Here is a 24,577-nt window from a genome sequence, read left to right as displayed (position 1 = left end):
AGAGCGCTCTGAGGATAGATCGATCATCATGGCGACGCCGTCGCTCGACAGCGCCCGCGCGGCCGAACCCGCGATCGAGAAGGCGCCCGATTTCCAGCCCGCACTGCTCCCCGGGCGGCCGCCGTCGCTGGTCGGGCTCACCCGCGACGCGCTCAAGGCGCAGCTCATCGGCATGGGCGTGCCCGAGCGCGAGAGCCGGATGCGGGCCGGCCAGATCTGGCACTGGGTCAATTTCCGTGGGGCGACCGACTTCGCCGCGATGACCAATGTCGGCAAGGGGCTGAAGGCCGAGCTGGCGCAGCATTTCACCCTGGAGCGACCCGAGGTCGCCAGCCGCCAGGTCTCCCGCGACGGCACCCGCAAGTGGCTGCTGCGCATGGCGCCGACCAACCCGCAGGAGCACAATCGCGGCGCCGAGATCGAGTGCGTCTACATTCCCGGCCCGGACCGCGGCACGCTCTGCGTGTCGAGCCAAGTCGGCTGCACCCTCACCTGCTCGTTCTGCCACACCGGCACGCAGCGCCTCGTGCGCAACCTCTCCTCGGCCGAGATCGTGCAGCAGCTCGTGGTCGCCCGGGACGAGCTCGGCGACTGGCCCGGCCAGATGCCGAGCCGCGACGCCTCCGGCGCCGGCGAGGCGGGGCGGCTGGTCACCAACATCGTGTTCATGGGCATGGGCGAGCCCCTGTACAATCTCGACGCCGTGATCGACGCGGTGGGCGTGATGTCCGATCAGGAGGGGCTCGGCCTCTCCCGGCGGCGGATCACGGTCTCGACCTCCGGGGTCGTGCCGCAGATCCCCCGGCTCGGCGAGGCGGCCAACGCCATGCTGGCGATCTCGCTCCACGCCGTGCGCGACGAGCTGCGCAACGAGCTGGTGCCGCTCAACCGCAAATATCCGATCGCGCAGCTGCTCGAAGCCTGCCGGACCTATCCGGGCGTGAGCAACGCCCGCCGCATCACCTTCGAGTACGTGATGCTGAAAGGCGTCAACGATTCCGACGCGGATGCGCGCGAGCTGGTCCGCCTGCTCAAGGGCATCCCGGCCAAGATCAACCTGATCCCGTTCAATCCCTGGCCCGGCAGCCGGTACGAATGCTCGGACTGGGACCGGATCGAGCGCTTCTCCGAGATCGTGTTCAACGCCGGCTACGCCTCGCCGGTGCGCACGCCCCGGGGCCGGGACATCCTGGCCGCCTGCGGCCAGCTCAAGAGCGAGACCGAAAAGCTGCGCGCCCGAGCCCGGCTGATGCAGGAAGAGGGCATCGGCGCCGAGGGGTTCTACGCCGGCCTCGACGACTGAGCCGTAGCGCGTCGTTCCGGTCCGGGGCCTGATCGGGTCCCTCCATCCCACCCCCGCCCCTCATCCTGAGGTGCTGCGCAGCAGCCTCGAAGGAGCCCTCCAGCTGGCCGCGCGATCCCTGGAGGACTCCTTCGAGGCTCGCTTCGCTCACACCTCAGGATGAGGGCGTGGCTGGGATGGGCGCCCGGGTTAAACCCTCACGCCGCGATCCGCTGCCCATCCGCGCGGCGCAGGGGCGGCTCTTCGGCGCCGACCCATTCGGTGCGGTGCCGCGGCAGGGCCTCCGGGTGCTCGGCCTGGAGCCAGGTGATCATCGACTCGCGGATCACGCAGCGCAGGTCCCAGGCCTGGGGGGCGTTGCGGGCGCTCACCAGCATCCGCACCTCGATGGTCGATTCCTTGGCGTCCGAGACCTGAAGGTTGACCACCTAGCCGTCCCACAGGGGCGTGGCGGCGGCGATCTCAGAGAGCTTTTCGCGCATCCGCGCCACCGGGGCGCGGTGGTCGACGTAGAGGAACACGCTGCCGATCAGCGAGGCGCCGTCGCGGGTCCAGTTCTGGAACGGCTTCTGGATGAAGTAGGTCAGCGGCAGCACCAGCCGGCGCCAATCCCACAGGCGCACCACCACGTAAGTGGAGGTGATCTCCTCGACCCAGCCCCACTCGTTCTCGACGATGATCGCATCCTCGATCCGGATCGGCTGGGTGATGGCGATCTGGATGCCGGCTACGAGGTTCGAGAGGACCGGCTGCATCGCCAGGCCCAGGATCAGGCCGGCGGCGCCCGCGGAGGCCAGCAGGCTTACTCCGTACTGGCGCACCGGCTCGAAGGTCATCAGCGCCACCGAGACGGTGATGAGGCCGACCAGGGTCACGGCGGCCCGCTCCAGGATGCGCATCTGGGTGAAGTGCTTGCGCGCCAGGAGGTTGTCCTCGGCGTCGAGCTTGAACCGGCGCAGGTAGATCACCGTGGCGATGTGGAGCGCGGTGGCGCAGCACCAGCCGGTGAGCGTCACGAAGGCGACGAGCAGGATCTGGTTGAGGGCGATCCGCACCTCCCAGGACAGGTGCACCGTGGTCGAGGCGAGGCTGATCGCCACGACGATCAGGCCGAGCCGGCTCGGGCCGTGGGTGCGGGAGACCAGGGAGCGCCAGAACAGACTCTTGCTCGCCACCGCCCGCTTCATCGCCCGGTAGGCCACGCCGTGCAGCGGCATCACCACGGCGCAGCAGACGACGATCACGATCAGGCTCTCGGCCCACCACGGCAGATAGGCCAGCACGGAGGCGGCGCGGCCGGTCAGGGCATCAAGGTCCGGCATCGGGCATCACCTCCACGGGTTCCGAACGGGACCTGGAGGAATGGGTCGCGCCGGTCGAGGTTCCGCATCGCACCATGCCGCCGCTGCAACGCAGCGGCCTGGTGAGGACGCGGCCGGGCGGTTGCGTTTTGGCGAATCGCCGTAGCAACCACGCGCCTGCCCGTGACGCGCGAACGCAGGTCTGCGCGCTACCGCGCCGCGCCGATCTCCACGCTCCCGGTTGCCATGCGGCCGAACCGGGCCGGGCGGTACATGTCCTCCACCGAGGCGCCCGGATGCACGTAGGTGCCCGGTGAGACGGCCCGGACCGTGTAGGCCACGGTGAAGAACGCCGGCTGGCTCGGGTCGCGGTCGTAGGCGGCCACGAACCGGTCGTCGTGGAACTCGGTATGGACCGGCTGCACGTCGGACTTGGCGAAGGCGAGGCCCTGGAGGGCGTCGGCATCGAGCAGCTTCGGGTTGTCGATCTCGAGGCCCGCCGGCAGCGGATCGACCAGCAGGAGCCGGGCCGCCTGCGCCTTGTCCTCGGTGACCTTGAGCACCACCACGAGCCGGTCGTTCTGGCGCAGGCCCTGGGCCGGATCGACCAGGCTGCCGTCGAGCCGGTGGACCGTGCGCGCGATCGTGTAGCCCTGCGCGGCGGCGGGCTCAGGGATCAGCGGGTTGCCGTTCACCCCCAGGGCCACCTGCACCGGGGCCCGGCCGGTATTGGTGAGTTCGACATTGCGCCCCTCCAGCGCCGCCCCCCGGTAGATCCGGGCGAGCGCACCGGTCTGCGCCACGCCGTCGAGGCTGAAGGACAGCGCTTCCGCCTCCTTGGACAGGCTTTCGGCAGCGAGGACCAGCCAGGCGTTCTCCTGCGTGCTGGTCGCTCGCGTCTCCTGCCGCTCCTCGCCGATGATGGCGGCCACCGGGGCCAGCGCGGCCTGGGTGAGCCCGCTCTCCGCCGCCAGGGCGATCAGCCCGGCGCCGTCGCGCAGGCGGGAGCCGTAATCGGCCCGGTAGAGGCCCGCATCCCGCCGGGACTTCAGCGCAGCAAGCGCCGAGTCCATCACCGTGGCGGCCCGGCTCCGGTCGCCGAGCAGCGCCAGGGAAGCCGCGAGCTGCGCCCGGGCGAGCCCGGTGGCGAAGGCGTCGAGCTTGGTGTCGGCGAGGTAGCGCAGGTCGCCGATCACCGGCCGGCCGTTGCGGGCCAGGACGTAGGCCGCGTAGGCGAGGTCGGCGCCGCCGTCGCGCACCTCCGTGGCATTGGCGACACTGTTGCGCAGGCGGTCGAGCGCCTGGGCGAAGGCCCCCTGGGGCACCGCGAAGCCGCGCTCCCGGGCGCGGGTGAGGAAGTCGGTCACGTAGGAATCGAGCCAGAGGTCGCCCGAGCCTTGCGCCGACCACAGGCCGAAATCGCCGCTCGCATCCTGGCGGGCGAGCAGCCGCTCGATCGATTCGCGCACCCGGTCGTCGACGTTGGCGTCGAGGGCCAGCTTGTCGAGCCCGGCCAGGCGGTTGACGTAGAGCAGCGGCATCGCCCGGCTGACGATCTGCTCGGAGCAGCCATAGGGATAGCGGTCCAGCGCCTGGAGCAGGGCCGGCACGTCGAGGCCGGGCAGCGCCGAGGCCGAGAGCGAGACGCTGCCGGTGCCGGGCAGCAGGTCGGCCAGGAGGTCGGCGCTGACCGTCAGGCCGGTCCCGGGGGCGAGCGTTCGCACCGAGCGGCGCAGCAGCGCCCCGGTTCCCGGCAGCACCCCGAGCGCGAAGCTCTGGCTCAGGGTGCCGTCGAGGCCGGGCCCCGACAGGGCGAGGTCGAGCCGCGCCGTGCCCGGCCCCGCGGCGGTGAGCGGGATCGCGACCTGACTCCGTCCCCCGGCCTCCAGCCGGATCGTCTGCCGCAACGCGCTGGCGCCGATCAGGATCGGGCCGGAGGGGGCGATGTCCACCGTGTAGTCGCCGGCCCGGCCCTCGACATTGTCGAGCACCACGAACAGGCGCGAGCGGTCGCCGGTATCGAGGAAGCGCGGCAGCGTGGCGGCGAGCACCACGGGGTCGCGGATGATCACGTCCGCCTGCGCCTGCCCGACCCGGTCGCCGCTCCAGGCGGTGACCATCACCCGGCCGGTGCCGTTGAAGGCCGGCAGCGGGAAGGTGACGCTGGCGGCGCCATCCGGCTCCACGGTCACGACGCCCGAGAATAGGGCCAGCGGCGCCTGGGTCGGCGGCGCGTCGGCGAGCTCGCCCCCGCCCGCGTCGCCGCCGGAGCGGATCGCCCCGGCCGAGCCCTGCATGCCGTCGATCAGGTAGCCGTAGAGGTCGCGGAATTCCGGCCCCAGAGCCCTCTGGCCGAGGAAGTACTGGGTCGGGTTCGGTGCCTCGTAGCGGGTCAGGTTGAGGATGCCGACATCGACGAGCGCCACGGTGATCCGGGCCGCCTCGCCGGGCTTCAGCCCGGTGAGCTGCACCGGGAGGGTCAGATCCTGGCGCGGGCGGGTGCGTTCCGGCGCCTTGAGGGTGACGCCGAGGCTGCGCCGCTCCCGGTCCACCGAAAACCAGGCGAGCCCCAGGGCCCGGCCCGGCAGGCGCTTGGCCGCCTGGTCCAGGGGCCGGTAGGCGGTGGCGACCAGGTAGGCGCCGGCCCCCCACGCGGCCTTGACCGGCAGGCTCACGGTGGTGCCGCCTGCCGGGACGCTGACCTCCACGGTCTCGTGCACCCGGTCGCTGACGACCATGAGGCTGGCCTGCCCCTTGAACTTCGGGCTGAGCGTGGCCCGCAGCGTGTCGCCGGCCGCGTAGGCGGGTTTGTCGAGGGTCAGGTCGAGCAGGTCCGGCGCGTCCGCGGTCTCGGAGCCGCCCCAGCCGACCTCGAAGCCGAGGCTCGCGGCGGCCTGCGGGGCGCCCGCCGTCGCGATCTCCAGGCGGTAGCGGCCGACCTCGCCCACCGGCGCCTCGATCCGGCCAGGGCCCCCGGCCGTGAGGTCGAGGCTGCCGCTGGCGACCCGCCGGCTGGTCTTGACCGCCTCGAACGACCAGCGGCCGTCCGAGCGATACCATTGGTAGGTCCGCTCCACCCGCGACAGGGTCCAGGTCACCCCCGGCCGGGCCAGCAGCGTGCCGTCCGGGGCGGCAAACGCCGCCTCGAAACCCGCGCGGTCGCCCGCCTTCAGCTCCGAGAACGTCTTGCGCAGGGCGAGCACCGGCCCGGAGGGCAGGATCGGCAGGGTCAGGCTGCGCGACAGCGCCCGGCCGCCGGGCTCGCCCACCGCGAGGGTGATCTTCGCCTCCAGCGGCCGGGGCGCGGCCACCTCCGGCAGGGGCACGGTGACGGCGGCGTGCCCCTGCGCGTCCGTGGTGGCGTGGGTTGCGAGTTCCTGCACGCTCGGCTCCACGGCCTCGTCGTCGAGGCCGACCGTGTAGCCCGCCAGGCCCGTGATGCCGCTGCCCGAGGCTGCCTGCACGACGACGCTGCCCGACACGTCGAGCCCGGCGCCCGGGGCGCCGTAGAGGTAGCGCGCGGCGACATCGACCTGCGCGGCCTCGCCCCGGCGCAGCGCGGCCTGGGCGGCCTTGAGGGTCACCTCCAGGCGCTCGGGGACGTAATCCTCCACCAGGAAGCTGGTCGTGCCCAGCGCCGGGGCCTTCGGATCGGTATAGGCCGAGACCCGCCAGGTGCCGTGCATGGCCCCCGAGAGCAGCGGCAGGGGCAGCGCCCGGCCGCCGAGCCCCTGGTCCGGCACCGAGACCCGGCGATACTCGACCCCGTCCGGGCGCTTCACCACCAGGGTCAGCGGCAGGTCCGGCACCGCCGCGTTGCGGGGATCGCGCAGCAGGGCGGTGATCTGCACCGTCTCGCCCGAGCGGTAGACCCCGCGCTCGGTGAACAGATAGGCGTCGAGGCCGCCGCTCTCGGGCCGGCCCTTCACGCCCCGGTCGGTCAGGTCGAAGGCGCCGAGGTTGAGGTCGAGGAAGCCGTAATCGTCCCCCGCCTGGGCGACCACCAGGCTCGGCGCGGTGCCGCCCTCCCCGCGGGCGAGGCCCGGATCGAAGGCGGCATGGCCCTGCGCGTCGGTCCTGGCGGTGCCCAGAACCTCATTGTTGCGGGCGATCAGGCGGATCTCGGCCCCCGGCAGAACCTGCGCGGAGGCGAGCGAGCGCAGGACCACGTGGACCCCATCCCGCCCCTTCGTGGCGGTGAGCCCGAGATCCGAGACCACGAACCACTGGGTCGCCTGGGTCTCGTAGCTGTCCTCGTCCTGTGTGGCGGTGCCGGAGGGGCGGGCCAGCATCACGTAGAGGCCGGGCTCCAGCTTGCCGACCGCCTGCAGGACCGGGAAGGCGGTCACCGCCTCCTGGTTCAGCTCGGCCTTGGCGGTGTCGAGGGTGCCCTTCCAGACGCGCACGCCCTTCTCGGCCGCCAGGGTCCTGGCGGTGGCGCTGCTGAGCTGGCCCAGAAAATCCTCCGAGCGCAGGGTCGGCAGCAGGCCGCGGTCGCCGATGCGCAGGACTTCCACGTCGAGCTTCGCGGCATTGACCGAGACCAGGGGCACGCCCGCCTGCCCGGCGCGCGGCAGGACGTAGTTGCGCCCGGTGAACCGGACCTGCGGGGCGCGGTCGCGGACGTAGATCTCGTAATCGGCGGATGTGAGCAAACTCTCGCCCACCGTCGACGGCAGGCCCTGGCGCAGGACCACCGCGTAGCGGCCGCCATGCTTCAGCCCGTCGACGCAGACCTGCGAGCCCTCCGCCGTCACGGCGGCGGCGCTGCTGCCCGAGACCGCCACGTAGGGGGCGTAGTCGGTCTTGGGCAGGACCGGCTCCGACAGGGTGACGCATAGGCGCGGGGCGGCGGCGTCCGCATCGACCTTGTAGCCGAGAACGCGGAAGCCGTGCTCGGCCCGCAGGGTCTCGTAGGTCCGGTGGATTCCGGGAACGTCGTCGAGGGCGAGGCTGGCGGCGTAGGCCTCCAGGGCCGGCCGCCAGGACGATTGTCCGGCCTCCAGGGCGGCGAGCTGCGCCAGGGATGCCGCCGCGTCTGCGGGCGCGCTGGAGCGCTCATAGGCGCGGTAGGCCGCGGCGGCGGCCCGGTCCCGCAGGCGCGCTCGGCCCTGATAGTCGTTCTCCTCCAGGGTCTCGACCGCCGCCGCGGCGGCTCGGGCATAGGCCTGCCAGGCGCGGATATTCGCCGGATCCGCCGCTATCGCCGCAGTGAGCGGGGCCAGCGCCGCGTCCGGCTTGTCGGCGGCGAGCAGCGCCTGCCCAGTTGCGAGCGACTGAGCAGCGGGCTTGAGCGGCCCGCCGGCCTCAGCCTTGAGCGCCGCCTCGAGCCGCACGGCGGCGCTGGCGAGGTCGTTCCGGACGAAGCTTTTTTCGAAGGCGGTCGCCTGGGCGGCCCGGGGCTTCGGCGCCGTCTGAGCGAGGGCCGGCCCGCAGGCCAGGCCTGCCAGAAGCGCCAGAGCACCCGCAAGCCGGTTCCGCCACGCCATGCGCTTGCCCTCGTCAGCCCCGGATCCCGGACGAATCGCCCCGGGATCGGCCGGCCGGGAGCCTAGCACCTGCGAGTCCGGCCGCAACGTCTTGGGCGCGTGTTCGGAGCCGTTCTGCGGCCCCTTTGCAAGGGGCTACGGCCGCGACAGGGTCGAGGCGCGAGGGGCTTTTGCAGGCTGCGACGCACCTCCGCTCCCGTACGAGCTACGATGTTCACACACCGCCTTGCGAAAGCCGCCACGCGCCCCCTCTCCCGTGCGGGAGAGGGTTGGGGTGAGGGACCAGGACTTTCCGGAGAGGTCGCATCCCTCACCCTGTCCCTCTCCCGCACGGGAGAGGGGACCCGCGCCACATCCGGGGATGTGTGCACCCGATAGCCCGCAGGAGGGGGGAGGGAGACGCGCTTGGGGGTAGCCTTGGCCCTCATCCGGCAGCGATTGTGAACGTCGTAGCCCGCACGGGAGAGGAACCCGCGCCTGTCACGGGGAACGGCGTGGCCGGTCGTGCCGCGCCGTCCCGGCCAGCGCGGCGCGACATCCAAAAAATCAAAACGCCTTGAGCACCTGCTCGGTGTGCTCCACCGAGACCGGCCCGGCGAAGCAGTGCGAGACCAGGGCGCGGTAATCCTGCCAGGGCTGGGAGCCGGTGAAGTCCTTGGTGTGGGCTTCCAGCGTGTCCCAGTGGATCATCAGGCGGTAGCGCTGGGGATGCTCGATCGAGCGGCGCACCTCGAAGGCGCGGCAGCCCTTGGCGGCCTTGAAGATCGCCGAGGCTTCCGCGATGCCGGCCTCGAACGCCGCCTCCATCCCGGGCTTGATCTCGATCTGTGCGATTTCGAGGATCATGGCGTCGAATCCTTATTCTTACGCGTGGAGGGGGCGGCCGAGCTTGGCCGCCAGGATGCGCTGCGGGCTCAAGGCCGGGTCGGCCTGGGCGGCTACCGGCAGGTAGGCGGTCTGCTCCAGCATGTAGCGGCCGCCCATCGCCCCATGCATCACGAGGTCGGAGAAGGTGACCCAGGTCGCGCCGGGGCGGAACGCGACATCGGCCTGCGGGGCGCTCGCCTGATAGGTCTCGTCCTGCTTCAGGGCGTCGTGCAGGTGCAGCATCAGGTGGTCGTATTCGGAGCGCCTTGCCTTGGTGATCCGCAGGGCGGCGAGCACGTGCGCGGAGAGGGCTGAGTAGCGCGGGACCCGCGGCAGGAATTTTTCGGCCATCGAGCCGAAATCCTCGCCGACCCGCCAGCGGCGCGGCTCGCCCGCCGGGTTGATGTTGCGGAACACCCGCAGGATCCGCTTCTCGCCGATCGGGTTCGACGGGAAGGCGTCGACATGCAGCCGCGTGTCGTCGCGCCGCCAGCTGAGCTTGCGCTGGTCGACGTCGAAGGGGCGGTAGGAGGTGCCGGCCAGGCTCACCCGGTCGGCATAATCCGGCAGGTAGGTGCCGATCAGGTCCCGGGCGAAGGCGCGGTAGCGGATCAGGAGCTGGCGCAGGGCTTCCTGCTCCTCCGGGGTGCCGGCGGCGCCGCGCAGCTCCGCGGCCTCGCCCCGGATGTTGACGTTCTTGGCCTTGCCGTCCGCGAAGGGCCGCTCGGTGAACCGGCGCTCGAAATCGCTGAACGGGAACGGCAGGTCCGGGAACAGCAGCACCGCCCCGGCTTCCAGCTCCCGGGCCAGGGAGCCGGCGGATTCGCCGGGGGCGACGGTGCGGATCGGGCTGATCATCGTGCGCGGGCCGGGCCTGCCTTGCCGGAGGGGCGCAATCCTGTAGCCGAGCCGCCGTCGGGAGGCCAGGGGCGGCATTTCCGGTGGATGACATCGCCCGTCCACCGCCACCGCCCGGGGCCAGGGCCCGGAGCGCTTGCGCAACCGCCGCGTTCCCGGCACGTTCCTCCCCAAGTACCGGCCCACGAGCCCGGCGGAGGATGGCGCCGATGGCGACCCTGAAGGAATTCGAGGAAGCCCTGCGCGAGCACGGCATGAACATGGCGCTGGCGCTGCTGGAGCGCCTGCGCGAGCGCGACCGCGCCACCCGGACGGTCAAGCCCGCCCGCCGGCTGACCGGCCAGAAGATGACCCCCGAGCTCGCCCGGGCGATTCTCGACCTGCACGCCTCCACGGGCATGACCCAGCAGGAGATCGCCTTCAAGGTCGGGGTCAACCAGGGCCGGGTCAACGAGGTGATCAAGCGCGGCAAGTGGCTGTCGGACGATCCCCAGGCGCCCGAGGCGGTGGCCCGGGACAAGGCGCTCTCCCGCATGCGCGGCGACCCCAAGCCGAAGAAGCCGCCCCTGGCCGCCGCCCGGGCCAAGGAGCGCAAGGCAGCCGCCCCCAAGGCGCCCGCCAAGGCGCGCAACCAGGGCCAGCTGGCGTTGGGGGATTTGTAGGGGGACCGGGTCGCCTGAAGGGCGGCCGGGGTCCTAAGGGGCAAGCGCCGGCTCCGCTCGAAAAGGAAAAAATCCCACCCAAGCCCTCATCCTGAGGTGCCGAAGCGCAGCGGAGGCCTCGAAGGAGCCCTCCAGGAATCGCACGGCTGGCTGGAGGGCTCCTTCGAGGCCCGCTGGCGCGGGCACCTCAGGATGAGGGGGTGGGTGGGAACGGCCGTTTTTCCCCGCCTCAGCCCGCTCAGTTCCCCGGCGCGAAATGCCCCCGGTAGCGCGCGCCGATCGCCTCGACCGGGAGCGCCACGAACACGTCGGTGGTGCCGAACTGGCGGTCGATCACCGCGCCCTCCCCGAAGGTCGCGCCGAGCCGCAGGTAGCCCTTGATCAGCGGCGGCAGCGCCTGCAGCGCCGCCTTGGGGTCAACCGCCTCGCGCGGCAGCCGGTCCATCGCAACCGCCCGCTCCGGCAAGGCCCGAGCCCGCCATTCTTCCGGGGCGCGGGCATGGTGGTGCAGGAACGACAGCGGCAGGGCCAGGCGGTCCGGATCGGTCCCCTCCAGGCTGGCGCAGCCGATCAGCGCGTCGATCCGGTGATGCAGGACGTAGGCGTAGATCCCCTGCCACAGCAGCTCGACGGTGCGCTTGCTCCGGTAGGGCTTGAGCACGCAGGACCGGCCGAGCTCGAGCAGCCGCCGGTGCTTCTGCGCCGCCAGGATCGGCTCCAGGTCGTACTCGCCCTCGGAATAGAAGCCGGCATGCCGCTCGGCCACCTCGCCGCGGAGCAGCCGGTAGGTGCCGACCACCTTCGGGCGGTGCTCGACGAACGGCTTCTTCCGCCGGGGCGCGGAATGGTCGAGGACCAGGAGATGGTCGCAGAGCGCGTCGTAGGCGTCGGCATCTCTTCGCGACAACGCCGCCAGGCCCGTCGGGATCGCCGCCATCTCTTCGTAGAAGACCTTGAAGCGCAGGCGCTGCGCCCGCCGGATCTCGGATTTCTTCGCAGCGAGCCGCACCTCGAGGTCGCCGATCCGGCCGAGGCTGCGGCCCTCGAACGGCTCCGGCAGGCGGATCGCCTGCTCGGACGACAGGATTTCGGCGATGCCCGCGGGGCCGGCCTGAATGAGCGCGTGCCGACGGCGGAGCTTCGCGATCGGCGCGCCGACGCCCCATTGCACGCCCTGCACGCCCTTGTGCCAGCCGGCTCCGAGCGCGCTGTAGGCTCCGCGGGCGAGATTGGCGACCATGGTCGGGTTCACTCCAGGCGCACGACCGTGCACCGTCCGGACCCTTAAAGAGCACGCCGCGCACACGCCATTATGACAGCCGCGACACGAAAACGCCCCGGCCGGGGCCGGGGCGCTCCATCACGCGAATCGGGTCTCAGGCCGGCGGCCGTTTCAGGCCGCCTGCTGCTGGACCGCGTCCTTGCGCACCTCACCCTCGATCACCGGCGCGGACGGGGTGCCGGCCGTGGCGATCTGGATGCGGCGGGGCTTCTTCGCCTCCGGCACCTCGCGGACGAGGTCGATGTGGAGGAGGCCGTTCTCCAGGGCCGCACCGGTCACCTGGACGTGGTCGGCGAGCTGGAAGCGGCGCTCGAAGGTGCGGGCCGCGATGCCCTGGTGCAGGAACTCCGCCTTGGCCTCGGCCTTGCGCTCGCCCTTGAGGGTGAGGGCGTTCTCCCGGACCTCGATCGACAGGTCGGCCTCGGTGAAGCCAGCGACCGCGACGGTGATGCGGTAGGCGTTCTCGCCGGTCCGCTCGATGTTGTAGGGCGGGTAGGTCGGGGCCGCCTCGGCGGTGGCGAACTGGTCGAGGGCGGAGAACAGACGGTCAAAACCGACGGTGGAACGATACAGGGGGGCGAGATCGAACTGACGCATGACATATCCTCGTATGAGCAACATGCAGGGCTGGTCCGCCCGATGGGCCGGACCCGTCTTCCGTGCCGCCTGACGGCCGGCACAGACGGAATATCGGGGGTGGAAAATCGGCCTTCAAGACCCGTCGCAAGGGCCGAATCCGAGATTTTTTCGGCTACGGTCACGCTGACGCCCGGACGCAACGAGGTGGCCCCGTGAGACGGTTCGACGGCGAGATCGGACGGGAGCCGCCGCTCCTGACCCTGCGCAGCACGCCCGACAATCCGGTGCCGCCCGGCGGCACCCTGATCGCGGTCGGCACCCGCGACGACTGCACCCTGCGGGCGGCCTATTGGCAGAGCGCGGCGCGGACCTGCCGAGGCACGGTGTGCCTGCTCCAGGGTCGGGCCGAGTTCATCGAGAAGTACTACGAGACGATTCAGGACCTCCGGACGCGGGGCTTCGCCGTGGTGGCGTTCGACTGGCGCGGCCAGGGCGAGTCGGACCGGCGGGTCGACGACCCGCACAAGGGCCACGTCGCCCGCTTCGACGATTACCGGCTCGACCTGCGGGCGGTGGCCGAGACGGTGCTGGTGCCGCTGATGCCCGAGCCGCATATCGGCCTCGCGCACTCGATGGGCGGCTGCGTCGCCCTGATCGGGGCGCTCGATGGCTGGCTGCCGTTCCGGCGGTTGGTGACCGTGGCGCCGATGCTGTCGATCCGCATGGTGCGCTGGCCCGCCGGGGCGGCGTTCCTGTCGCGGGCCCTGCACCGGATCGGGCTCGGCCATTGGTACATCCCGCTCGGCAAGCCGGTCTCGATCGCCACCAAGCCCTATGCGGGCAACCGCCTGTCGCGCGATCCGATGCGCTATGCCCGCAACGCGGCGGCGGCCCGGCAGGTCGGCGCCGGGGCGGTCGGCGACCCGACGATCGCGTGGCTCGCGGAGGCGTTCCGGGCGATGGCGCGCCTGCGCGACCCGCGCGTCGCCCCGCGCATTACCCTGCCGACCCTGATCGTCGCGGCCGGCGCCGACCCGGTCTGCGGGACGCTGGACACCGAGCGGTTCGCGGGCCGGATGAAGGCCGGCCACATCCTGGTCCTGCCGGATTCCCGGCACGAGATCCTGAGCGAGCGCGACGCGATCCGGCAAGATTTCTGGGCGGCCTTCGACGCCTTCGTGCCGGGCTCGCCCTTGCCTTCGCACAATGAGGTGGAGGCGCACCAGGCCGTGCCGGTGACCTGAGCCGTCGCCGCGCGCCCGTCACAGTGGGATCCCAAAGGACTCAGCCCTTTGGCGGGGTATCGGGGCGGAGCCCGACAGAAGGGCTCCGCCCTTCACCCGCAAAAGGTCCAAGACCCATCGCTTTCAAGGTGTTTGGGTTGGGCCCCATCCAAGGATTTTTCCTAACGGGAACAATCGATTTGTATCGCAACCCAGGTCCGATGACGCGCGAGCGATCCTTGCCAGGGGGCATCGCCGCAGGGGCGATACGGACGTGGAAAGGAGACCGCGTGAGGAGATCTTCCCCTTCCACGAGGCCCGGATTTCCACGGAGGCATCAGCCTCCACCCTGTCATCCCGGGGCGCCGCAGGCGAGCCCGGGATCTAGAGCCGCCGACGGCGCAAGTCATTGACCCCAAAATGTTTCTGGATCCCGGGCTCCGCTGCGCGGCCCCGGGATGACGGGGTTGTTCTCAGAACGGCCTCTGCAAAGACTAAGCGTCGTGAGGCAAGCGGGACAGTCCGCTGCCGCAAACACCTTGAAAGGGCTGGGTCGAGACCTTTTGCGGGTCCAGGGCAGAGCCCTGGGCGCCTCTGGTTTCATCCCACCCTCACCCCCGCTTGTCGGTGGGCAGGATGAAGATCTGGCCTGGATAGATCCGGTCCGGGTCGCGGATCTGGGTCTGGTTGGCGTCGTAGATCACCGTGTAGCGCTCGCCGCGGCCATAGGTGCGCTGGCTGATCCGCCAGAGGTTGTCGCCCCGGGTGATCTTGGCCGTGGTGATCTCGGGGACGAACACCGCCCCGGCCCGGGCCGGGGCGCTCGTCCCCGTGGCATCTGGGCTGAGAGCGGAGGGCATCTCCGCCGCGCCGGGGTTTTTCTCTCGCGGACGGGGTGCCCCCTGCTCGCCCCCGGAGGTGGAAGTGCCGGACGGCTCACGGCCGGTCCCCTCGCCGGCGGCGACGCGGGTCGGCTCGGGCACCGCGAACGGCACCTCGGCTCGGGCGGCGACCTTGCCGGTGCGCGGATCGATCTGGTCGATCCGCACCTGATACTGGCCGGCCTTCACCCCGCGCCCGATGGTGAAGCTCGCCCGGCCGTCCGGCCCGACGCTGCCCGGGGCGATCAGCGTGTCGTTGAGGTAGAGCCGCAGCTTCGCGCCCGGCGTGCCGGTCGCGGTGACGAACAACCGGCCGTTCTCCTGCACGTCGACGCTGACGATCTGGGCGGCCTGCGCCTTGCCGGTGGCCGCGACCGCGGCTTTTCCGGTAGGGGGCGCCTTCGCCTGGGCGACCGTTCCCTTCGCCGGCTCGGGGGCGTCCGGCTGCGACAGCACCACGGTGGCGGCGTCCGGGGCGGTCAGCGCCACTAGGGGCTGGCGGTCGCGGTTCGGGGCCACGTCGACCGCCACGCTCTGGCGCGAGTCGGCGGCGCGGCCGTCCTTGGTAGTCATGCGCAGCCGGAGGGCGCTGGAACCCGCCGGCAGCGCCGGCGGCACCAGGGCGAACTGGCCGTTCGCGTCGGCTTTGGCCCGAGCCACGGCTTTGCCGTCGACCAGCATCTCGATCACGGCCTCCGGTGCGCCGCGCCCGGCCACCACCGCGTCGCCGTTGGGTTCGACCCGGACGATGTCGAAGCGCGGCACCTCGGCGGCGTCGGGCTCGGCCGGCTTGCCCGCGGGGCTGCCGATCCCGGCCGACGGGGCCGCGCCCGGTGCCGGGTCGGCCGAGGAGCGTGCGGCGGATCGGGTCTCGCCGGGCTTGGGTGCGCCCGCCGTGCCGTCGCGAAAATCGATCGCCGGCACGCCGGATTGCGCCGTCGCCCCGGGCTCCGCCAGGCTGCCATGCGGCGCGGGGGCCGTGGCGGCGGGGGGCTCCGGCTCATGCCGGTCGATCATCCGCCGCAGGGACTCGCCGCCGAACAGGGCCAGCACGAGGCCGAGGCCGCCGAGGAGGCCGGCGAGCGCCAGGGCGAGACTGCGCCGCACCTGTCTCGACATCGCCACGGAGGCCTCCCTGCTCTGCCGTCCGCTCGGCGAATGGGCCGCCTGCCCGCTCAAAAACCGTCGACTGCGGCGCCCATAATACCGTACATGGTCCCGACACCAAGCCGTCCCGCCGCTTCGGCGGGTGAATCCCACGCGAATTCAGCAGTTTGGCGCGTGGAGCGCCGGGCGCGGGGCTCTTTTTCGACGGCTCGCAACGGTTGCGTGATGGAGGGCGCCGGATGGCCCCGGTGAGGACAGTCTGTGTCTATTGCGGCTCCGGCTTCGGCGGAGACCCGGCGTTTCGCGAGGCCGCCGAGACCCTCGGCACGGCGATCGCGCAGGCCGGGATGGGCCTGGTCTATGGCGGCGGCGATGTCGGCCTGATGGGCACGGTGGCCCGCGCCGCGCTTGCGGCCGGCGGCCACGTCACCGGCATCATCCCGGATTTCCTCCAGGCGCGCGAGCACATGCTCGACGCCGTGCAGGAGACCGTGGTGGTGCCCGACATGCACACCCGCAAGCGCCTGATGTTCGAGCGCTCGGACGCCTTCGTGACCCTGCCGGGCGGCATCGGCACCCTGGAGGAATTGGTCGAGCAGCTCACCTGGGCGCAGCTCGGGCAGCACCGGAAGCCGGTGGTGCTGGTCTCGGTGGCGGATTTCTGGGCGCCGCTGCTCGCCCTGTTCGAGCACATGCGCGGCCACGGCTTCATCCGCGCGGGGCTGGACCTCAGCTACAGCGTCGCCCGGGACGCGGCCGCGGTGGTGCCGCTGCTGCGCGAGGCCGGCCACGAGCCGGACCCGCAGGCCGAGGAGATCGTCAAAGAGCGGATGTGAGGCCGGGCGCGGACGCTTGGCCGCGGTGGCGATCTCGGTGGCCGGTGCAGACAGTCGGTGTATGAGGCCGGCGCTGCCGTGCCGGGCGGCGGCAAGTGGAGTCCGAGCATGCGCGTCCCGACCCTGGCGGCCCTGACCCTCGCCGGCCTCCTGGGTGCGGCGTCGGCGCAGGAAGCGCCCGTCCTCCAGACCCTGGATTACGCCAACACCCGCTATTCCGACCTCGCCCAGATCGATGCCGGCAATGTCGGCCGCCTCAAGGTCGCCTGGACCTTCTCCGCCGGCGTGCTGCGCGGGCACGAGGGCGCGCCGATCGTGGTCGGGCATCGGATGTTCGTGCACACCCCGTTCCCGAACCTGGTCTACGCCCTCGATCTCGACCACGACGGCAAGATCCTGTGGCGCTACGCTCCGCGCCAGGATGCGGGCGTGATCGCGGTGATGTGCTGCGACACGGTCTCCCGCGGCCTCGCCTACGCGGACGGCCGGCTGTTCCTGCAACTGGCCGACACCACCGTGGTGGCCCTGGATCCCGAGACCGGCCGGGTCCTGTGGGCCGTGAAGAACGGCGACCCGGCCCGAGGCGAGACCAATACCGCCACGGTGCTGCCGGTACACGGCAAGCTGATCGTCGGCATCGCCGGGGGCGAGTACGGCGCCCGCTGCCACGTCACCGCCTACGATCAGGCGAGCGGCAAGCGCCTGTGGCGCGCCTACGCCACCGGGCCGGATGCCGACATGCTGGTCGATCCGGAGAAAACCACCGCGCTCGGGCGTCCGATCGGCCGGGATTCCTCGCTCAAGAGCTGGGAGGGCGACCAGTGGCGGATCGGCGGCGGCTGCAGCTGGGGCTGGTTCTCCTACGATCCGGATTTGAACCTCGTCTATTACGGCACCGGCAACCCGGCGACCTGGAACCCGGCCCAGCGCCCGGGCGACAACCGCTGGACGATGGCGATCATCGCCCGCGACCCCGACACTGGGATGGCGCGCTGGGTCTACCAGATGACCCCCCACGACCAGTGGGACTATGACGGGGTCAACGAGATGATCCTGACCGAGCAGGTCATCGATGGCCGCCCGCGCCGGGTGCTGACCCATTTCGACCGCAACGGCTTCGGCTACACCCTCGACCGGGCCACCGGCGAGGTGCTGGTGGCCGAAAAATTCGATCCCAGCGTCAACTGGGCGCGCCGGATCGACCTGGATCGCGCCTCCCCAGACTACGGAAGGCCCGTCCTCGACAAACGCTATGCTCCCGGCGAGGCCGACGAGGAGGAGGTCACCAAGAACATCTGCCCCGGGGCGCTCGGCGCCAAGAACCAGCAGCCGGCCGCCTACTCGCCGGTGACGCGCCTGTTCTACGTCCCGACCAACCACATGTGCATGGATTACGAGGCGTTCCGGGTCAGTTACACGCCGGGCCAGCCCTATGTCGGCGCGACGCTGACCCTGCACCCGCCCGAGGGCTCCGACCGGACCGGCGCGTTCATCGCCTGGGACGGGGCGAAGGGGAACATCGCCTGGACGATCCCGGAGGCGTTCTCGGTCTGGTCCGGTGCGCTCGCCACCGCCGGCAACGTCGTCTTCTACGGCACGCTCGAAGGTTACCTGAAGGCGGTCGATGCCCGGGACGGGCATGAGCTTTACCGCTTCAAGACCCCGTCCGGCATTGTCGGCAACGTCACCACCTATCAGCACGGCGGCCGGCAATACGTGGCGGTGCTCTCCGGGATCGGCGGCTGGGCCGGCATCGGACTGGCCGCCGGCCTGACCGATCCCGCCGACGGCTCCGGCGCGGTCGGCGGCTACGCGGCGCTGTCGCAGTACACGGCGCCCGGCGGGCAGCTCACGGTGTTCGCGCTGCCGGAGTGAGCCCGCATGGGCGTGCCGCGATGAAATCCACGAAAGCCCGCAGCGGCGCCGGCAGGTGCCGGCGGCCGGGGAAGTAGAGGAACGGCCCGGAAAAGACCTGCCACCACGGTTCCAGCACCGGCTCCAGGGCGCCGCTGTCGAGGTGCGGACGCAGCCAATCCTCGAACAGGTGGATGATCCCGGTGCCGGCGACGGCCGCCGCGACGGTGAGGTCGCTGGCGCCGACGCGCACGATCAGCGGGCCGGACGGATCCACGCGGACGATCTCCCCGGCGCGCTCGAACTCCCACGGCGCCGTCAGGCTGCCGCTCGGGAACCGGCCCAGCAGGCAGGCATGATCCAGGAGGTCGCGCGGATGCTCCGGGCGGCCGCGCCGGTCGAGATAGGACGGAGCCGCCGCGGTGGCGAAACGCTGCCGCCGCGGGCCGATTGGCACGGCGATCATGTCCTGCTCCAGCCGCTCGTCGTAGCGGATGCCGGCGTCGCAGCCCGCCTCCAGCACGTCGACGAAGCCGTCCTCCACCACGATTTCGAGCCGGATCTCGGGATAGGCGGCCAGGAATGGCGGCACGATCGCGGGCAGGACGAGGCGCGCCGCGCTCAGCGGCACGTTGAGCCGGAGCGGCCCGGCCGGCCGGTCGCGGAACCCGTTCACCACGTCGAGGGCGGCCTCGACCTCACCGAGCGCCGGCCCGAGTCGTTCGAGCAGGCGCGCGCCGGCCTCGGTCGGCGCGACGCTGCGGGTGGTCCGGTTCAGGAGGCGCACGCCGAGGCGTGTCTCCAGCCGGCGCACCGCCTCGCTGAGGCTCGACGCGCTGGCGCCGCTGCCGCGGGCGCCCTCGCGAAACCCGCCGGCCCGCGCCACGGTCACGAAGGCGGTCAGATCCGCGAGATCCGCCGCCATCGTTCGCCATCCCGAACAGCCCGTGCCGATGATCCCTGCTTATCCGATCAGTCGGGCGGGTCTACATCCGGGGCGGACAACGGAGACGAACCATGACCGACATCGCCAAGGCCGGAACCTTTTCGCTCGGCGACCGCACCGTGAAGCGGCTCGGATACGGCGCCATGCAGCTCGCCGGGCCCGGTGTTTACGGGCCGCCGAAGGATCGGGATGCGGCCATCGCCGTGCTGCGCGAGGCCGTGGCGCAGGGCGTCAACCATATCGACACCAGCGACTTCTACGGGCCGCACGTCACCAACCAACTGATCCGGGAGGCGCTCCACCCCTATCCGGACGACCTCACGATCGTCACCAAGGTCGGCGCCAAGCGCGGGGCGGATGCTTCTTGGAACCCGGCCTTCTCGGCCGAGGAGCTGACCCAGGCGGTGCACGACAACCTGCGCAACCTCGGCGTGGACGCCCTCGACGTGGTCAACCTGCGCCTGATGTTCGACGTCCACGGCCCCGCGGAGGGATCGATCGAGGCGCCGCTGACCGTGCTGGCAGAGCTACAGCGCCGGGGCCTGATCCGGCGGATCGGCCTGAGCAACGCGACGCGGGCGCAGGTCGCCGAGGGGCGGCGCATCACCGAGATCGTCTGCGTGCAGAACCAGTACAACCTCGCGCACCGGGCCGATGACGCCCTGATCGACGAACTGGCCGCCGCCGGCACCGCCTACGTTCCGTTCTTCCCGCTCGGCGGTTTCAGCCCGCTGCAATCCACGGCCCTGTCGGAGGTCGCGGCCGGGCTCGGGGCAACGTCCATGCAGGTGGCGCTGGCCTGGCTGCTGCGCCGGTCGCCCAACATCCTGCTGATCCCGGGCACGTCCTCGCTCGGCCACCTGCGCGAGAACCTCGCGGCGGCCGACCTGACGCTGCCGGACGACGCCATGGTGGCCCTCGACGGGATCGGGGCGGCCTGAGGATCGGCCATCCCATTCCTGACCGCATCGAGAGGTGCTCGCGTGTCGCGCGACTCGCGAAGGCGCCCCCCAGACCGTGCTGCGATCCCTGGAGGCCTCCTTCGAGGCCTCCGCTTCGCTTCGTCGCCTCAGGATGAGGGGATTGGGCGGGATGGCCGGGAGGCCTCTACTTCGTCGAAAGGCCGGCCACCATCGGGCAGCCGCCCTCGCTCATCGGCCGAAAGGCCTGCTCGCCGGGGATGGTCTCCAGGAGCTTGTACAGGTCCCAGCCGCCCTTCGACTCGGCGGGCGCCTTGGCCTCGAACAGGTACATCGGGTGGATCTTGCGCCCGTCGGGGCGGATGTAGCCCTTGCCGAACAGCGGATCGTCGGTGGGCAGCTCCTTCATCTTGGCGACCACCGCCGCGCCGTCCTTCGCGGATTTCAGGGCCTCTACCGCCTTGAGGTAGTGGAGCAATCCGGCATACACGCCGGCCTGGTAGGCGGTGGGCTTCTTGCCCGGCATGCGCTGCTCGAACCGGGCCGCGAAGGCGCGCGTGCCGTCATTCATATCCCAGTAGAACGGCGCGGTGAATTCCAGCCCCTGCGCCACCTCGAGACCCAGCGCGTGGATGTCGGTGTCGGCGATGAGCAGCGCCGCGATCTTCTGGCCGCCCTGGCGGATGCCGAATTCGTGGGCCTGCTTGATCGCGGTGGCGGCGTCGAGCCCGGCATCGGCCAGGCCGATCACCTGTGCGCCCGAGCCCTGGGCCTGGAGCAGGAACGAGGAGAAATCCGGGTTCGGGAACGGCGTGCGCACGCCGCCCACGATCGTGCCGCCGTTCTTCTCCACTACCGCCTTGGTGTCGCGCTCCAGGGCGAGGCCGAAGGCGTAATCGGCGGTGATGAAGTACCAGGTCTTGCCGCCGCGCTTGAGCAGGGCCTTGCCGGTGCCGTTGGCGAGGGCGGCGGTGTCGTAGGTCCAGTGCACGGTGTTGGGGGTGCAGGCTGGGCCGGTCAGGTCGGCGGTGCCGCCGCCGGAATTCACGAACGCCTTGTTCTTCTCCTTGGTGATCTGCGCGATGGCGAGCGCCACCGAGGAGGTCGGCACGTCGAACACCGCGTCGACGCCGTCGCGGTCGTACCATTGCCGGGCGACCGAGGCGCCAACATCGGGCTTGTTCTGATGGTCGGCGGCCACGACCTCGACCTTCAACCCGTGCGTCTCCGGCTTGAAATCCTCCACCGCCATGCGGGCGGCCACCACCGCGCCCTCGCCGGTGGAATCGAAGTAGACGCCGGAGCGGTCGTTCAGCACGCCGATCTTCACCGGCACGAGGTCGGCTGCAAGCGCCGCCCCGGCCCCGAGCGCGCAGAGAAGCCCCGTCAGTCCCGCGGCGCAGTGGCGGACCGTCATGTCTCACTCCCTGTTTTTTTGAACGCGGCGGCGTTGTTCGCCGCTCGGATATCGTCCGAATGCAGTCTAGGCGGGCCGGATCGGGGCCGATACGGGCGGGTGAGAGGATGCGGGCGATCCGTCAGGGCCGCCCTTCACTCGCGCGGCGCCAGGCCAAAGATTGCCCGCGCCTCGTCGGGGGTGGCCGGCTCGCGGTCGAGATGGGCCAGAAGGCTCACCGCCTTCTCCACCAGGGCGGCGTTGCTCGGGGCCAGCATCCCCCGGGACAGGTACAGGTTGTCCTCCAGCCCGACCCGGACATTGCCGCCCATGCCGGCGGCGACCGCCAGGATCGGGAATTCCTCCCGGCCGATGCCGAAGGCCGACCAGATCGCGTCCTCGGGCAGTCGAGCGCGCATCGCCACCAGGGCCTCCGGGGTCGCGGGCGCTCCCCAGGGGATGCCGAGGCAGATCTGGAACAGGGGCGGCCGCGCGAGATGCCCCTCGGCGATCAGGTGCCGGGCCAGCTCGATCTGACCGAGATCGAACACCTCGATCTCCGGCTTCACCCCGGCCGCGCGGATCTGCGCCGCCATGGCCCGCAGATGCGCGGGGGTGTTGAGGAACAGGTGCTCGCCGAAATTCATCGTGGCGATGTCGAGGGTGCAGATCTCGGGGCGTAGCGCCGACACGTGCCGGGTGCGGGTCTCGGGCGACACGAAGGTGGTGCCGGGGCCGGCCACCGACGGGTCGGGGTCGCCGGGCACGAACCGGCCCCCGGCCCCGGTGGTGAGGTTGAGGATCACCGCCTCGTTCTGCTCGCGGATCCGCTCGACCACCTCGCGGTAATGGGCCAGCTCCATGCTGGGCGCGGCGGTCTCGGGATCGCGGACATGGATATGGACCACCGCGGCCCCGGCGGAGGCGGCCTCCAGGGCCGATTGGGCGATGGCCTTCGGGCTCACCGGCACCGCCGGGTTTTTTCGGGGTGTGTCGAACGAGCCCGTGAGGGCGCAGGTGATGACGGTCGTCCGGGACATTTTTTTCTCCCTGGCCCTGATCCTGACGTTGCCGTCCCGTGCGTGGACGAAGGCGGCTACATCGCCCCGCCATCGACCGTGATGGTCTCGCCGGTGATGTAGGCGGCGCCCGCGGCCAGGAAGAAAATCGTCTCGGCGATGTCCTCGGGCCGGGCCATGCGGCGCAGCATCGTGTGCTGCACGGTCGCGGCCTTGCGCGCCTCCGGCCAGGGCTCGGTCCACGGGGTGGCGACGAGGCCCGGGGCGACGGCGTTGACGCGCACATCCGGGGCGAGCGCCCGGGCTAGGCTGCGGGTCAGGTTGATCAGCCCGGCCTTGCTGGCCGAATAGGCGATCGACGAGCCCCGCCGCCCGAGCCCCGCCACCGAGGCGGTGTTGACGATCGCCCCGCGGTTTTCTTTCAGACTTGCCGCGGCGGCCCGCGCGCAGCGGTACGGGCCGATCAGGTTGGTCGCCAGAATCGTCTGCCAGAACTCTTCCGTCATGGCGTCGAGGTCCTCGAAGGCGATCGGCGCCGTGGTGCCGGAGGTCCCGGCATTGTTGACCAGCACGTCGAGGCCGCCCAGCGCCCCGATCCCGGCCGCCACCATCGCCTCGGCCGCGCCGGGCTGGGACACGTCCCCGGGCAGCGCCATCACGGCCAGGCCCTCTGCGGCCAGACGCTCGGCTTCCGCGGGGCCGCGGGGATCGTCGGGCAGGTGGTTCAGGGCCACGCTGGCGCCGTTGCGGGCGAACAGCGTCACCGTCGCCAGCCCGATGCCCGAGGAGGCGCCGGTGACGAGGATGCGCCGTCCGGACAGGTCCGCGCCGATCATGTGCCCTCCATCCGGCCGATCCCGGCCATCGCCTTCTTGAGCGCCAGGAGCTTGCGGTCGCGCTCGCGGAACAGATCCGCGGGCGCCCGGCCGCCCCAGTCGAAATAGCCGCGCCCCGCCATCACCCCGGTCCGGCCCTCGGTGCAGAGGGCATCCAGGGTCTTGGAGCGCATCGGCGCGCCCTGCGCCGTGCGGCTCGCATTGGCCATGGCACGCTGCGCCAGGTCGAGCCCGGTGAAGTCGGCCTTGGCGAGGTGGCCGAGGATCGGGATGCGCAGGGACAGGCCGTGGATGATCGCGTCGTCGATCTCCCGGGGCGCCGCGATGTCGGCGTCGAGAAGCTCGTAGACGACGGCGCTGATCGCCGACTGGATCCGGTTGGCGATGTAGCCGGGGATGAAGCGCTTGAGCACGATCGGCACCTGCCCGAGGCCGAGCACCAGGTCGCGCATCGCCGCGACCACGGCCGGATCCGTGCCGGGGCCAGGCACCACGTCGACGAGGTCAACGATGTAGGGCGGCGTGTACCAGTGCATCACCAGCGCCCGCGCCTGGCGAGCCTGCGGGATCAGCGGGAAGACATCGAGGTAGCTGGTGTTGCTGGCCAGAATCGCATCGGCGGCGCAGAGCCGGTCCAGCTCGGCGAACAGGGCCCGCTTGGCTTCCGGATTCTCTGTGATCGCTTCGATGACCAGGCCGGCCCCCGCCACCGCCGGCTCCAGTTCGGCCTCGACGCGGACGGCCCGTGCGAGCCGCGCGGCGTCCCACCCATCCGGGGCGGCGCCTTCCTCCTGCAGGGTCGCCAGCGCCGATTCCATGAGACCCGGCACCCGCGCGCGGGTCTCCGCATCCGTGTCGGTGATCCGCACGCCGTGCCCGTGGAGCGCCAGCACCAGGGCGATGCCGTGCCCCATCAGGCCGCCGCCGACGATCGCGATTTCCATGATGCTGCGCGCTCCGTTCTCTTGATCCGGTCTCCCACTCACCCCCTCATCATGAGGTGCTGCGCAGCAGCCTCGAAGGAGCCCTCCAGGGATCGCGCGGCCGGCTGGAGGGCTCCTTCGAGGCTGCTGCGCAGCACCTTGTATTAGCGAATCATGTCAGATTGCCCCTGTCCCGCGAGGGATGCCGGCTCTGGGGTGGCCACCCCAGAGCCGGCGGCGACTGTCGGATCGTTGGCACCTGAGCCTGTGGCCTGCGCCGCGGGCTGGTCCTGAG

At 71.4% G+C, this 24,577-nt stretch carries 17 protein-coding genes and 1 pseudogene; 6 read left to right on the top strand and 12 right to left on the bottom strand.

Features of this window, described 5'->3' with window-relative positions:
• The first annotated feature begins 28 nt into the window (after positions 1–28).
• Entirely contained in the window at positions 29–1,303 is a 1,275-nt protein-coding gene (gene rlmN / locus MKK67_RS29515) for a 23S rRNA (adenine(2503)-C(2))-methyltransferase RlmN (protein ID WP_243972281.1), read from the top strand.
• A gap of 197 nt (positions 1,304–1,500) precedes the next feature.
• Here the strand turns inward: rlmN and MKK67_RS29510 are convergent.
• From MKK67_RS29510 to MKK67_RS29495, 4 genes and pseudogenes are all read right to left on the bottom strand, one after another.
• A pseudogene (locus MKK67_RS29510) lies at positions 1,501–2,625 on the bottom strand (mechanosensitive ion channel family protein).
• Between the two features lie 188 nt (positions 2,626–2,813).
• Complete coding sequence (locus tag MKK67_RS29505) at positions 2,814–8,093, bottom strand: alpha-2-macroglobulin family protein (protein WP_243972279.1); 5,280 nt, start codon at positions 8,091–8,093, stop codon at positions 2,814–2,816.
• A gap of 546 nt (positions 8,094–8,639) precedes the next feature.
• Entirely contained in the window at positions 8,640–8,939 is a 300-nt protein-coding gene (locus MKK67_RS29500) for an antibiotic biosynthesis monooxygenase family protein (protein ID WP_243972277.1), read from the bottom strand.
• Positions 8,940–8,957: 18 nt separating this feature from the next.
• A complete protein-coding gene (locus MKK67_RS29495; RefSeq protein WP_243972274.1) occupies positions 8,958–9,818 on the bottom strand; it encodes a Kdo hydroxylase family protein in 861 nt (286 codons plus the stop codon).
• A gap of 209 nt (positions 9,819–10,027) precedes the next feature.
• On the opposite strand from MKK67_RS29495, the gene MKK67_RS29490 reads away from it, so the two are divergent.
• Positions 10,028–10,480, top strand: coding sequence for an RNA polymerase subunit sigma-70 (locus MKK67_RS29490; protein WP_243972272.1), 453 nt, complete (start codon positions 10,028–10,030; stop codon positions 10,478–10,480).
• A 238-nt stretch (positions 10,481–10,718) separates the two neighbouring features.
• On the opposite strand, the gene MKK67_RS29485 is transcribed toward MKK67_RS29490, so the two are convergent.
• The gene (locus tag MKK67_RS29485) at positions 10,719–11,720 is read right to left on the bottom strand and encodes a GNAT family N-acetyltransferase (protein WP_243972270.1); all 1,002 of its coding nucleotides are present in this window, start codon (positions 11,718–11,720) and stop codon (positions 10,719–10,721) included.
• Positions 11,721–11,873: 153 nt separating this feature from the next.
• Positions 11,874–12,359, bottom strand: coding sequence for an Hsp20 family protein (locus MKK67_RS29480; protein WP_243972268.1), 486 nt, complete (start codon positions 12,357–12,359; stop codon positions 11,874–11,876).
• Positions 12,360–12,553: 194 nt separating this feature from the next.
• Here MKK67_RS29480 and MKK67_RS29475 point away from each other — a divergent pair, with 194 nt between their 5' ends.
• Positions 12,554–13,585 carry an alpha/beta fold hydrolase gene (locus MKK67_RS29475; protein WP_243972266.1) on the top strand — a complete coding sequence of 344 codons (1,032 nt, stop codon included), beginning with the start codon at positions 12,554–12,556 and terminating at the stop codon, positions 13,583–13,585.
• A 590-nt stretch (positions 13,586–14,175) separates the two neighbouring features.
• On the opposite strand, the gene MKK67_RS29470 is transcribed toward MKK67_RS29475, so the two are convergent.
• Complete coding sequence (locus MKK67_RS29470) at positions 14,176–15,564, bottom strand: LysM peptidoglycan-binding domain-containing protein (RefSeq protein WP_243972335.1); 1,389 nt, start codon at positions 15,562–15,564, stop codon at positions 14,176–14,178.
• A 227-nt stretch (positions 15,565–15,791) separates the two neighbouring features.
• On the opposite strand from MKK67_RS29470, the gene MKK67_RS29465 reads away from it, so the two are divergent.
• Both MKK67_RS29465 and MKK67_RS29460 read left to right on the top strand, forming a co-directional pair.
• Positions 15,792–16,388: a TIGR00730 family Rossman fold protein gene (locus MKK67_RS29465; protein WP_243972264.1), complete on the top strand. Its 597-nt coding sequence runs from the start codon at positions 15,792–15,794 to the stop codon at positions 16,386–16,388.
• Positions 16,389–16,496: 108 nt separating this feature from the next.
• On the top strand, positions 16,497–18,263 hold the full coding sequence (locus MKK67_RS29460) for a methanol/ethanol family PQQ-dependent dehydrogenase (protein ID WP_243972262.1): 1,767 nt from the start codon (positions 16,497–16,499) through the stop codon (positions 18,261–18,263).
• On the opposite strand, the gene MKK67_RS29455 is transcribed toward MKK67_RS29460, so the two are convergent.
• The gene (locus MKK67_RS29455) at positions 18,238–19,167 is read right to left on the bottom strand and encodes a LysR family transcriptional regulator (RefSeq protein ID WP_243972259.1); all 930 of its coding nucleotides are present in this window, start codon (positions 19,165–19,167) and stop codon (positions 18,238–18,240) included. The two genes, MKK67_RS29460 and MKK67_RS29455, sit on opposite strands and share 26 nt — an antisense overlap.
• Positions 19,168–19,259: 92 nt before the next feature.
• Here MKK67_RS29455 and MKK67_RS29450 point away from each other — a divergent pair, with 92 nt between their 5' ends.
• Positions 19,260–20,129 (top strand): aldo/keto reductase family oxidoreductase, encoded by an 870-nt coding sequence (locus MKK67_RS29450; RefSeq protein WP_243972256.1) that lies wholly within the window; start codon positions 19,260–19,262, stop codon positions 20,127–20,129.
• A 166-nt stretch (positions 20,130–20,295) separates the two neighbouring features.
• On the opposite strand, the gene MKK67_RS29445 is transcribed toward MKK67_RS29450, so the two are convergent.
• From MKK67_RS29445 to MKK67_RS29430, 4 genes are all read right to left on the bottom strand, one after another.
• On the bottom strand, positions 20,296–21,525 hold the full coding sequence (locus tag MKK67_RS29445) for an ABC transporter substrate-binding protein (protein WP_243972255.1): 1,230 nt from the start codon (positions 21,523–21,525) through the stop codon (positions 20,296–20,298).
• A gap of 134 nt (positions 21,526–21,659) precedes the next feature.
• A complete protein-coding gene (locus tag MKK67_RS29440) occupies positions 21,660–22,544 on the bottom strand; it encodes a 3-keto-5-aminohexanoate cleavage protein (RefSeq protein ID WP_243972252.1) in 885 nt (294 codons plus the stop codon).
• A 56-nt stretch (positions 22,545–22,600) separates the two neighbouring features.
• Positions 22,601–23,359: an SDR family NAD(P)-dependent oxidoreductase gene (locus tag MKK67_RS29435; RefSeq protein ID WP_243972250.1), complete on the bottom strand. Its 759-nt coding sequence runs from the start codon at positions 23,357–23,359 to the stop codon at positions 22,601–22,603.
• Entirely contained in the window at positions 23,356–24,306 is a 951-nt protein-coding gene (locus tag MKK67_RS29430) for a 3-hydroxyacyl-CoA dehydrogenase family protein (RefSeq protein ID WP_313899050.1), read from the bottom strand. Before MKK67_RS29430 ends, MKK67_RS29435 begins: the two co-directional genes overlap by 4 nt.
• Positions 24,307–24,577: the final 271 nt, after the last annotated feature.

The sequence above is a fragment of the Methylobacterium sp. J-072 genome (assembly GCF_022829425.1).
Lineage (GTDB): Bacteria > Pseudomonadota > Alphaproteobacteria > Rhizobiales > Beijerinckiaceae > Methylobacterium.
The sequence above is the reverse complement of the archived record's forward strand: the minus strand, read 5'-3'. Positions and strand labels throughout refer to the sequence as shown.